Genomic DNA, 11,904 nt, shown 5'->3' on the forward strand with positions numbered 1-11,904 from the left:
ACCTGAAGTTATGCATTAACCTCAGGTTTTTTTGTTGTTTTCTTTTTTGGTTTTGGTTTCGCTTTTACTTTTGTATGCTTTGATTGCATTTCTTCAATTGCTTCCTTTGAATTCAAAATAACGGGAATGACAATTGGATTACGATGCGTTTTCTTATATAAGAATGGTTCTAATGTTCCACGCACAGTATTTTTAATCGCTCCAAAAGTGATTTTGGTTTGCATTTTTTCTTTCAATGCATCAAATACAACTTGTTCTGCTTCTTTTATAAGCGATTGAGAATCTTTAATAAACACAAAACCTCTTGTAACGATTACGGGTTTGCTCAACACTTGACTCTTACGAGAATCAATAGGGATGATTACGGATACCAATCCATTATCAGCTAAGACTTTACGGTCTTTTAAGACAGCAGTAGAAATCCCTGAAATATCGTTTCCATCAACATAAATATCATCAGCTTGAAAGCGTTCAGGACTTAAGAATACTTTTCCTTTACGCATAATTAAGCAATCTCCGTTTGCTAAAGTAAAGATATGGTCTTTAGCGACACCTGTTTCTTCACCACTTGCAGCATGCTGTTTCAGCATCTTATATTCACCATGTATTGGCATAAAGTATTTTGGTTTCATTAGTTGTAACATTAGTTTTTGTTCATCTTGTGAAGCATGTCCTGTAGTATGTAAATTATTTAAAATAGAATTTGTAAGGACATTAGCACCATGACGATATAATTTATTGATAACTTGATTTACACTATTGCTATTACCAGGAATAGGACTAGATGAAAATACGATTGTATCATTTGGTCTTAATTTAATCTGACGATGTGTACCAGCTGCAATTCTAGATAAAGCCGCCAATGGTTCACCTTGTGATCCTGTACACACGATACAAGTTTTTTCTGGTGGATAAGAGTTTAATTGATCTGGAGTTAACAAGTTAGAATCTTTAATTTTGATTTTCCCTTGTTTTCTACCAACTTCAAGAACATTTTCCATACTCCTACCAAAGACAGCAACTTTACGTCCACATTTTACAGCAGCATCTAAAATCTGTGCTAAACGATAAACGTTTGAAGCAAATGTTGCGACGATAATTCTTCCATCAGTCTTTTTGAATACATCTAAAATTGAAGAAGCTACTTTCTTTTCGCTGATTGAGAATCCCTCAACACCAGAATTGGTTGAATCACTCAATAATAAATCAACACCAATTTGACCGATATAAGCCATTTTTTGGTATTCTGAATTTGTACCCACAGGCGTTAAATCAAATTTAAAATCTCCAGTATGTACAATTCTACCATTTGGTGTATTGATAATAATTCCTAAAGAATCAGGAATCGAGTGAGTAGTATCGAAGAAACCACATGTAAAATTTTTCATCTTCACTTTTGAATCGCAATTAATTTGACGAATTTTTGTTCCTCTGATTTTTCTTTCATCAAGCTTTTTTTGAATTAGAGCAGATGCAAATTGTGGTGCATAAATTGCATCAATTTGCACACTTTGTAATAAATAGGGAATACCTCCAATATGATCTTCATGACCATGAGTTATAACCAATACTTTTTTCTTTTTATTATTTTCAATTAAATGGGTCATTTCAGGAATAACTGCATCCACACCCAATAATTCTTCATCCGGAAAACGCACTCCACAATCGACAATCAAAATCTCATTGCCTTGTTCTATACAATACATATTTTTACCGACTTCACCTAAACCTCCTAAGGCATATACTAGGGTGTCATCATTTTTGATTTTAAACCTATTATGTTGTGATTGGTTTGTATTTTTAGATTGCGTTTTCGGTGTTTTTTTAACTTCTTTCATTAAACTCTCCTTTCAAACACCTTTATTTCTTAGAGTATTATAACATAATTTCTAAAATATCCAAAAGAAATAACTCTTTCTGATATCTTAAAATATAAAAATAGAGCATAGCGCTCTATTCAATTACGATTGCATCATTAAGTGTAGAGGGGTCTTTTATTTCATCAATATGATCATAATATAAAATACCATCTAAATGATCAATTTCATGTTGTAAAACGATCGCAACATAACCTCTAGCTCTAAATTGAACTTCTTTTCCACTCAAAAGGTCATATCCTTTTACTGTGATTCGTGCATAACGAGGAACAATTCCTTCGTGAAAATCATCGACTGATAAACAACCCTCTCCATTTGCTAGATAAGAGTGTTGAACAGAGTGAGAGATAATCTTAGGGTTTGCGAGAGCATACTCTGTTGTCTTATCTTCTTCGTGAACAACGACAGCAATCATTCGTTTTAGTTCACCTAGTTGAATTGCTGCTAAACCTACAGCAGGTCGTAAATCATATTTTTCTGCTAATTCAGGGTCTGTTGAATCCATTACAAACTGATGCATTGCTTTAAGCAATGTAGCATCTTTTTTTGATAATGGAATCTTTACTTCTTCTGATTTTTCTCTGATTAAAGGATCACTATCCTTAATAACTTCATTCATTGTAATTCTCATTGTTTCACCTACTCTTATGTTATTTTATATAAAAAATGATAAGAATGGAAGTATTTAGAATATATTTATTTAAAAAAACAACAAAATAAGGTAAAATGTATCTTAGGTGATATAAATTCATGAAGAAGATTAGAAGTTTTTTACAATTAAGAATGCCAGCAGGTTATGATAAAGGGATTCATGCCGCTGTGATCATATTGATGCTATTTGGTAGCATTATGGTTATTTCCACTAGTGTAGGTGAAAGTGTCAAAGATTCCATGGTTGTTGTGAAGACGATTTTCAAACAGCTAATTTTTGTGATTCTATCCTATTTTGTGATGAGTAAAATAGCCGTTAATTTTTTCAAGTGGAAGCGACAGAAAAATTTTGATAATAAGTTTTTAGTGCTAGGAATTATTGTTTTTGGATTGCTTGTAGCAACCTTAGCGTTTCCTGGAGCTAATGGTTCGAAAGCTTGGATTTATTTACCATTTGGTTTGGGTACGATTCAACCAAGTGAATTTGCGAAAACATATTTGATTATTTTAATGGGGCTTACAGCCAATCATTTTGGTAATAAGCGTGTTGATTTAATTCAATATATGAAACGACCTGTAATTTTCTTTATCATGTTTATTATAATTATATTTATTCAACCGGATTTGGGTACGTTAATTGTGTTGGGATTGTTATTTGCTATTTGTTTTATTATTCCATCCCATGGGAATTTGGCACCATCACAGAAAATTGTAAAGTTCGCTCTATTTGGTTTTGTTGTTTTGCTAGGGTTGACATTAACGGATTTTGGAATTAAATTGATGGGTAATATCTTTGGTGAAGGATATAAGATACGACGCTTTACAGATGCTGCTAACCCTTTTGAAAATATGTATGATACAGGATATAACTTAGTATATAGTCTTTATGCCATTGCTAATGGAGGAATAACAGGATTAGGGATAGGTGGAAGTGAGCAAAAGTTTGGATATCTTCCAGAGGCACAGACAGATTTTATTATTTCTGTAACGATTGAAGAGTTGGGGTTGTTTGGATTTTTGTTAATTGTTTTATGTTATGCAGTGATACTGTATCGATTGATTTATTATGCTAAACGAACAAAAAGCGATGGTTATCGGCTTATTCTGATAGGTTGTGCTTCCTATTTGGCAATTCACTTTATTTTGAATGTAGGAGGTGTAAGTGCTTTGTTGCCGCTTACAGGTGTACCACTATTATTGATATCTGCAGGAGGAAGTTCTATGCTTTCTATCTCGATGCTGTTAGGTGTTTGTCAATCTATTATCTCAATGACTAAAAGTCAGGCTAAACGAGCAGCAGAACAAAGGAATCCATTCCGATGAGAATTACGGCAGGAGAGTATCGTTCTAGACGATTAAAAAGCCTCGATGGTGATTCAACAAGACCTACTAGTGATAAGGTGAAAGAGGCGATTTTTTCAAGTATTGGTCCATATTTTGATGGTGGAGTTTTACTTGATTTATTTGGTGGAAGTGGTGGCATTACTTTAGAGGCAATATCAAGGGGTATGGAAGAAGCATATGTTTGTGATAAAAATAAAAAAGCAATAGAAGTAATTAATGAAAATGTAAGAGCATTGGATGTTCATAATTGTGTGAAAATTATTCAAGGTGATTATAAAGCTACCTTACAAAAACTAGTGGATGAGAAATTTGATATTGTTTTTTTGGATCCACCATATGCAATGGATGTCAGTGAAGAAATCATAGCTTTTTTAATACAGAATGAAATGCTCTATGCACATAGTATTATTATTGTTGAAAGCAAGGCAGACAAATCATTTTCTATACCATATAAAGATTTAGAAATATATAAAGAGAAGCATTACGGAATTAGTAAAGTAACATATTTTAGAGGAAAGAGAAGATGAAAAAAGCAATTTATCCAGGGAGTTTTGATCCCATAACAAAAGGACATATGGATATTATAAAACGATCAGCAAATATTTTTGATGAGGTAATTGTAGTATTAATGCGCAATCCAAATAAAACATATCTATTTAATGAAAAAGAACGATTGGATATGATTTGTGAATGTTGTAAGGATTTAAAGAATGTACACTGTGATATAGGGAGTGGTTTAAGTATTCATTATGCTCGTGATCATCATGCTGAGGTAATGATTCGAGGAATTAGGGCTGTACAAGACTATGAATATGAATTGAGAAATGCTACAGCAAACATGTGGATTGATGACAAAATTGAAACTTGCTTTTTTATGGCAAAGCCTGAATATTCGTTTTTATCAAGTAGCAGTGTAAAAGAAATTGCATCTTTTGGTGAAGATGTATCTAGATTTGTGGATCCATATGTAATAACTAAATTAAAGGAAAAATACAAATAGTGCTTATAAAGAGAACCATGGAAAATGATATGAAAGAAGAAAACATTTTCTTGGTTCTTTTTACATGCCTTTAAAATATAGGGATATAAGTAGTTTCATTTTTATATCATAACATATATAATGTAACAATACAGAGTATCATGTGGTTATCAAAGAAAAAGGAGATAACGATATGAAAGATACTTTATTGGCAAAAGATTTATTGAATGGTGTATGGGAAGGGGATACAGCAACTGTGAAACGAGCAATTTTAAACGGTGCAGATCCAAATTGGATTTTCAATGGGTATCCGATTTTAGTGCATGCTGTTTATACACAGAATTTGGAAATTATGAATATTTTGGTAAGTCATGGAGCAACACAACTATCAGAAGCATTGGGATTTGCTCTTGAATATGGATTGGGTAATATGGTATGGCCTCTTGCTTTTCAAGGTATTGTACCAAAGCAATATAAAGTAAATGAGAAGTTTGGTGAATTTCCATCACGTTTTGCTCCATCCAGCATTCAATATCAACATTAGGAGGTTATTATGAATCGAAGTGCACTAACTATAAAAATGCTGAACTATTTAAAAGCAAATGATATTGTTTCTAGAGAAGAATTAGCAATGTATTTAGAAACAAATATTCGTAATATTTCAGAATTCAAAAAAGAATTGGAAGTTGCAGGTTATCATATAGAAAGCATTAGTGGAAAATATGGAGGTTATCGGTTAGCTGAAGATAGTCTCATTCCTACGATAGCTTTAGATGATAAAGAAGTTATGGCATTAAATGATGCTTCAAAATTTTTAAAGAACCGCAACTTTCATCAATTAACTTCCTTTGATAGTGCTTTGCTGAAGATAAAAAATAATTTACGTGATACAGCGATTAGTAGTGATATTCACTACTTGTTTTATCAAAGTGCTTCTAGTGTGACTAATGACTATGAAAAATTACTAATGGATGCGAAAAATAGAAGGATTACAGTAGCATTATCTTATCGTAAATTAAATGCAGACAACTGGGAAAAACGATTGTTACAACCATATGAGTTAATTTATAGTGATGAAGGGAACTACTTATTAGCTTATGATGTAACGTTAGGAAAAAAGCATATGTTTAAGACCTTTAAAATATCAGAATTAAGAATGAAAGATATCATTCTTAGTAATCGTTTTTTTGTAAGAGAACAAGATTTCAAAATAGAAGATTATATTGGAAAGCAAAGTATTCTTAAAGAAACTTATGAGGTAGAATTAGAGATTTATGGAAGTCATGCCATTTTGCTATATGAACAAAATATTGGCTTATTGGCAAATAAGAAGATGAAAGATAATGTTTTACATCTACAATTTGTAATGGAAAATAAAATGCGTATTCTTGAATTTATTCTTTCATTGGGAAAGGATTGTAAAATAATTTCACCAAATAGTATAAAAAATGAAGTAATTTCTATTTTAAAATATTCTTTAAGACAATATATGATATAATATACTGCGTTGAGGTTAGATATGAAGCATGTTTCAGATATAAAAAAATATGAGCGATGTGAAAAGTTGCTGTGGTGTTCTAAACGACATCCACAGCCTTTTCAAGCATATATAGTATATAATGAAAATATCATTGATCTTAGTTTAAAAAGATTACATATTGAATCCTTTTTTATGGGACAAGCGAATGATGAAAACAGCGCTTTTTTTACGCATAAAGAACAATATACAAATTTTATAAATATGCGATTCGAATATCAAGATTTGCGAGTGAAAATACCAATCATGATAAAAGTAGATGATGGTTATCATGTATATTATCCATATGCAACATGTTTTCCTAAAGAAGGAGAAGCGCAAACCATGGCGGATAATGAGTGGGTATTAAATAATTTAGGTATTCAAGTAACTAAACGATTTTGTATTCATTTAAATTGTAATTATATTCGTCATGAAGATTTGAATCTTGAAGAATTACTATTGGTTCAGGATTTTTTATTCAACGATCGTAATCGTCCAGCAAGTAAGATTGATGAGCTTGTGAAAGCAAAAGGAAGAGATTTAACACCAATTCTTTCGAAGATGGATGAGGTATTGAAAAAAGATGAAATCATAAAGCCACGTACGAATATATGTACAAGAAGAAATAAGTGTATGTATTTTGATTATTGTTTTGAAGAAAAGAAGGATACAAGTATTTTTCATCTTGTATCTTCTGCGAAGAAATTTGAATTATATGAACAGGGAATCAAAACGATTGATGAACTTGATTTTGATTGTATAGAAGGGACAAGACATCAATTTGCACAATATATGGCTGCGAAGAAAAATGCATTATTTTTTGATGGATTAGCAGTTGAAGGTTTTTTTAAACAGGTGACTTATCCGATATCGTATTTGGATTTTGAATGGGAAACATTTGCGTTTCCGCCATATGAAAATATGCATCCATATGATGTATTAACTTTTCAATATTCTTTGCATATTGAACATCAAGATGGGGGATTAAAGCATAAAGAGTTTTTGGGCAAGAATGATTGTCGCATTGACTTTATAGAGAAGCTTATTGAAGATATACCAAAACAGGGAAGTATTATCTGCTACAATGTAGAAGGTGCTGAAAAATTAAGGTTAAAACAATTAGCTAAACAATTTCCACAATATGAGAAGCCATTAAAGGCAATCTGGGAGCGAATGGTAGATTTAGCAACTCCATTTAGCTCGGGGCTTATTTACGACAATCAAATGGCTGGGATGTACTCACTGAAGAAATTGGTTTCTATTTTTACGGATTATTCATATGATGATTTAGAAATATCTCATGGAATGGACGCAGTTAGGAAATATGTGAATCTTCAAAATGATGCAGATCCAGAAATTATCGATAGTTTATTGAAATACTGTGCTATGGATACCTATGCTATGTATCTGATTTATCATTGGATTTTAGAGCAACTTAAGTAAAGATATGAAAATATCTTTTTCTTTTTTAGAGTGTGTATTTTAAACGTGTTTTTATGTGAATTATGCTATAATATTTTAGAGGTGAAAGATGCCAAATTTAATAACGCATACAATCTTTTGTGAAGAAGTATATAAAAATATTAGTAATGAAAAATATAAATCAATTATTAAGAATAACCGAAAAGAATATCTAATTGGTACCAATGGACCGGATTATTTGTTTTTTCATGGTGCATTTCCAATTTATAAGAAACAAGATATGACAATATCTGATATTGGTACGAAATTACATCGCAAAAAAATCAATGCATTTTATAAGAGTGCAATAAAAACTTATCGTGCTCAAAAATCTGGATATGTAAAGGATGCTATGGCTTCCTATATTATAGGGCATTATTTACATTGGCAATTGGATAGTATTATGCATCCATATGTTGTTTATTTTACTGGATTTGGTGGAGTGAATAATAAAATGTATCATCATCGTTTTGAATCAATGATGGACACGATAAATTTGAAAAATTATCGTAATGAAACAATTAAAACGTATGAAACTTACAAACTATGTAAACGTAGTAAGTACTCTGTTAAAGCTATTAGCAATGTTTATATTCCAGCTGTCAAAGAATGTTTTGATATCGAACTTGATCAAGATATCATTAAACAAGCATTGATGGATTGGGAAAAAGCACAACGATACTTATACGACCCTAAGAAAGTTAAATATAGGTTATTGAAGTTTGTAGAGTTTATAACAAGAAAACCAGGATTGAGTGGAAATGTAGTTACACCTGATATTGATATACGCTATGATGTGATGAATGAAGAACATCGTCAATGGAAACATCCTTGTACTGGTGAGATATCAACAGAAAGTGAAGATGATTTATTTCAAAAAGCTATTGAAAATGCAAATATTGGTTTGGCGTATTTGTTTGATGCATTGGACAAAAAGCCGATGAAACCTCTTTTGGATTTTATTGATAATAAATCATATTCTAATGGCATTAAAGGAAAAATGCCACGATTATATCAAGATGTTATTTATGATAAATAAAAAAACGGGAAGATGCCCCGTTGCACTTTAATTATACCATAATTTAACATGATTAAAAGACTATTATTTCGGTAGATATCCGATATAATATAGACAAAGAATAGGAGGTACTGATTATGAAAGTACAAATTTACGGAAAGAACATTACAGTAACACCAGCGATTGCTGATAAGATTGAGACGAAGCTCAATTTTCTAGAAAAGTATTTCATCATTGATGATGATGTTACTGCACATGTTGTGGTTAGAGTTTATCCACTGGGGCAAAAAATTGAGGTAACGATACCAACTAAAGTTGCAGTTTTAAGAGCTGAGGTAACAAATGAAGATTTATATGCTGCAATTGACTTAGTTATTGATAAATTAGAAGACCAAATTAGAAGACAAAAAACAAGATTATCTAGAAAAGGGAAAGATAAATTAGCATTAGCATTCATTGATGAAGATGTTGCAGAAGATGAATATGAAGATGAAGAAGTGGTTCGTACAAAAACGATTGCTCCTGATTTGATGGATGTAGATGAAGCGATTATGAGAATGGAGATGTTAGGACATTCATTCTTCATTTATACAGATAATGAAACAGAAGATGTAGCTGTTGTTTACAAACGTGACAATGGTGGATATGGATGTATTGAAACAGAATAACACCTGAATATTCAGGTGTTTTTTTATTCTATAGGAAAAATTCAATGATAATTTATGATATACTTATAAATACTATGGGTAAAAGAGGTGTTGGTATGATAGTAAGAGAAGATGTACAAAGTTTATTAGATGAAGTTATGTCCAATCGAAGGCATTTACATATGTATCCTGAAATAGCACTTAATACGCCGAATACGGAAGCATTTATTGTTGAAAAATTGAAATCATATGGTTTTGAAATTGTTGAACAAGGTATAGCAGAACATGGTGTAGTGGGTTATTTATGGGTAAACGATGAGCCTGCTATTGGGTTTCGTAGTGATATGGATGCACTTCCAATGTTTGAAGAAAATGATGTGTCTTATAAGTCGACAAATGATTATGCTCATATGTGTGGACATGATGGACATATGGCTGCGTTGTTAGGATTGGCTAAATATCTATCTGCACATAAAGACAAATTAAAAACTAGTGTTTGCTTCGTGTTTCAACCAGGAGAAGAAGGACCTGGAGGATCTAAGATTATGATTGAAGAAGGGTTGTTTAAAAAGTATCCTATGCGTTGTATCTTTGGCACACATGTAATGGGTGAAGTTGCTGAAGGTGTGATTGCATCACGTTCTGGAGCAATGATGGCACGAAATGGGGAAGTGAAGGTAAAGATAAAAGGAAAAGGCACACATGGTGCTACACCACAGTTAGGGAAAGATGCAATTGTGGCAGGAGCAGCTTTTGTAAATCAGATACAGACAATTATATCTAGAAGTATTAGTCCACTTAATAGTGGTGTGGTTTCAATTGGATCATTTCATGGTGGTAGTGCAGAAAATATTATTGCAGAGATTGTTCAAATGGAAGGAACAATACGTTCTTTTGATGATGAAACATATGCACTTATAAAAGAGCGATTAATATCGATAGGAAAAGGAATAGCTTATTCTTATGATGTTGATGTTGATGTCGAAATAATAGATTATTATTTAGTTGTCGAAAATGATGAAGCTTTATTTAATACATTAAAAAATGTAATTGGCGATGAGTTTTATGAAGTAGAACCGAAAATGGCTGCTGAAGATTTCTCTTTCTATCAAAAGGAAGTGCCAGGATTGTTTTATTATGTTGGAACTGGTAGTGATACATATAATCAACATCTACATAATGCAAGATATAATTTTGATGAAAAAGTATTGTTGAATGTGATTGAAACAAATTTACGTTTACTTGAGGCTTTGGAGGCAATTGCATGATTGATACACATTGTCATATTTTATGGGGAGTTGATGATGCATCTGCTATTCGTTCACATTCTTTGGATATGGTTCGTATTGCAATTGATGATGGTATTGAAACCATTGTTGCAACAAGTCACATTAAATATCCCATTTATCCAAATACGATTGAAGTCCTTAATACAGCATTATATGAACTTTTGGATGCGATGGATGAAGAAGGTTTAGAACTTAATATTGTGATAGGGGCAGAGAATTTTGTAAATCATCGAACAATTGCTTTATTAGATGAAAATAAGTTTGTAACATATAACGATGCTGGAAAATATATGTTAGTGGAATTTTCTTGGACTAAAAATATATTTGATGATCCAACTAGATATTTAAAAAAGATTTTACAACAGGGAATTATCCCAGTAGTTGCTCATCCAGAACGATATGAATGGGTACATGAAGATATAGAGATTGTTCGCTCTTGGCGTGATATGGGCTGTTTAATGCAAGTTAATCGCACAAGTGTATTAGGTCTAGACAAGATGAAACAAGCTAATATCTTCGCTAAAAAGCTTCTAGAAGAGGATTTAGTTGATATCGTTGCAAGTGATGCACATCGACCATTTGCATCTCGTTATCCAAAACTAAAAGATGCATATAGATTTATAGAAAAGCATTATGGTAAGAAACGAGCGGATTTGTATTTTATAGAAAATCCAAAAAAACTTATAAGTGAATAAAAAAACAGGGCTGAGGTTAATCAGCTCTGTTTTAGTAATTTTTGTAATGCTTCTAAATCTTGTTTTGGACTTTCTTTAAATTCAATTACACAATCATCAGTATCGGAATAACGTGGAATTACATGAACATGGAAATGAAAGACGCTTTGTCCAGCTACTTCATTTACATTGCTAAGAATATTAATTCCACTACATCCTAGATGCAACATTGCTTGATTGGCAATTTTTTGAGCGACATCCATAACATGGTGTAAATCTTCTTGATTACAGTCTAGAAAATTTTCATAATGTTTTTTAGATATCACTAATGTGTGTCCTTTTGTAACTTGCGATATATCAAGAAAGGCAAGCACATGTTCATCTTCATATAGTTTATATGAAGGAATTTCATTATTAATGATTTTGCAAAACAAACACATAAAGA

Annotated in this window: 13 protein-coding genes; 10 read left to right on the forward strand and 3 right to left on the reverse strand. The window is 31.8% G+C overall.

What is annotated here, in order from left to right:
• Window positions 1-8: 8 nt before the first annotated feature.
• The gene (locus M2475_RS00215; RefSeq protein ID WP_277488711.1) at window positions 9-1,838 is read right to left on the reverse strand and encodes a ribonuclease J; all 1,830 of its coding nucleotides are present in this window, start codon (window positions 1,836-1,838) and stop codon (window positions 9-11) included.
• A 115-nt stretch (window positions 1,839-1,953) separates the two neighbouring features.
• Window positions 1,954-2,508 (reverse strand): peptide deformylase, encoded by a 555-nt coding sequence (def, locus tag M2475_RS00220; protein WP_277488714.1) that lies wholly within the window; start codon window positions 2,506-2,508, stop codon window positions 1,954-1,956.
• A gap of 119 nt (window positions 2,509-2,627) precedes the next feature.
• Between def and M2475_RS00225 the strand changes: the two genes are divergently transcribed.
• From M2475_RS00225 to M2475_RS00270, 10 genes are all read left to right on the forward strand, one after another.
• Window positions 2,628-3,851: an FtsW/RodA/SpoVE family cell cycle protein gene (locus M2475_RS00225; RefSeq protein WP_277488716.1), complete on the forward strand. Its 1,224-nt coding sequence runs from the start codon at window positions 2,628-2,630 to the stop codon at window positions 3,849-3,851.
• The gene (gene rsmD, locus M2475_RS00230; RefSeq protein WP_277488719.1) at window positions 3,848-4,399 is read left to right on the forward strand and encodes a 16S rRNA (guanine(966)-N(2))-methyltransferase RsmD; all 552 of its coding nucleotides are present in this window, start codon (window positions 3,848-3,850) and stop codon (window positions 4,397-4,399) included. Before M2475_RS00225 ends, rsmD begins: the two co-directional genes overlap by 4 nt.
• Window positions 4,396-4,872 (forward strand): pantetheine-phosphate adenylyltransferase, encoded by a 477-nt coding sequence (gene coaD / locus M2475_RS00235; protein ID WP_277488720.1) that lies wholly within the window; start codon window positions 4,396-4,398, stop codon window positions 4,870-4,872. The genes rsmD and coaD overlap by 4 nt, the downstream gene beginning before the upstream one ends.
• Window positions 4,873-5,044: 172 nt before the next feature.
• A complete protein-coding gene (locus tag M2475_RS00240) occupies window positions 5,045-5,395 on the forward strand; it encodes a hypothetical protein (RefSeq protein WP_277488722.1) in 351 nt (116 codons plus the stop codon).
• 9 nt (window positions 5,396-5,404) lie between these two features.
• Window positions 5,405-6,349, forward strand: a complete 945-nt coding sequence (locus M2475_RS00245) for a WYL domain-containing protein (RefSeq protein ID WP_277488724.1) — start codon at window positions 5,405-5,407, stop codon at window positions 6,347-6,349.
• A 21-nt stretch (window positions 6,350-6,370) separates the two neighbouring features.
• Window positions 6,371-7,813 carry a DUF2779 domain-containing protein gene (locus M2475_RS00250; RefSeq protein WP_277488726.1) on the forward strand — a complete coding sequence of 481 codons (1,443 nt, stop codon included), beginning with the start codon at window positions 6,371-6,373 and terminating at the stop codon, window positions 7,811-7,813.
• Between the two features lie 88 nt (window positions 7,814-7,901).
• Complete coding sequence (locus tag M2475_RS00255; RefSeq protein WP_277488728.1) at window positions 7,902-8,870, forward strand: zinc dependent phospholipase C family protein; 969 nt, start codon at window positions 7,902-7,904, stop codon at window positions 8,868-8,870.
• Between the two features lie 116 nt (window positions 8,871-8,986).
• A complete protein-coding gene (gene raiA, locus M2475_RS00260; RefSeq protein ID WP_277488730.1) occupies window positions 8,987-9,517 on the forward strand; it encodes a ribosome-associated translation inhibitor RaiA in 531 nt (176 codons plus the stop codon).
• Between the two features lie 95 nt (window positions 9,518-9,612).
• On the forward strand, window positions 9,613-10,764 hold the full coding sequence (locus M2475_RS00265) for a M20 family metallopeptidase (protein ID WP_277488731.1): 1,152 nt from the start codon (window positions 9,613-9,615) through the stop codon (window positions 10,762-10,764).
• Window positions 10,761-11,480, forward strand: a complete 720-nt coding sequence (locus tag M2475_RS00270) for a CpsB/CapC family capsule biosynthesis tyrosine phosphatase (protein ID WP_277488733.1) — start codon at window positions 10,761-10,763, stop codon at window positions 11,478-11,480. The genes M2475_RS00265 and M2475_RS00270 overlap by 4 nt, the downstream gene beginning before the upstream one ends.
• 20 nt (window positions 11,481-11,500) lie before the next feature.
• On the opposite strand, the gene M2475_RS00275 is transcribed toward M2475_RS00270, so the two are convergent.
• Window positions 11,501-11,899 (reverse strand): HIT family protein, encoded by a 399-nt coding sequence (locus tag M2475_RS00275; protein WP_277488735.1) that lies wholly within the window; start codon window positions 11,897-11,899, stop codon window positions 11,501-11,503.
• Between the last annotated feature and the right edge of the window lie 5 nt (window positions 11,900-11,904).

The sequence above is a fragment of the Breznakia sp. PF5-3 genome, assembly GCF_029504745.1.
In the GTDB taxonomy this organism is placed as follows: Bacteria; Bacillota_I; Bacilli_A; order Erysipelotrichales; family Erysipelotrichaceae; genus Breznakia.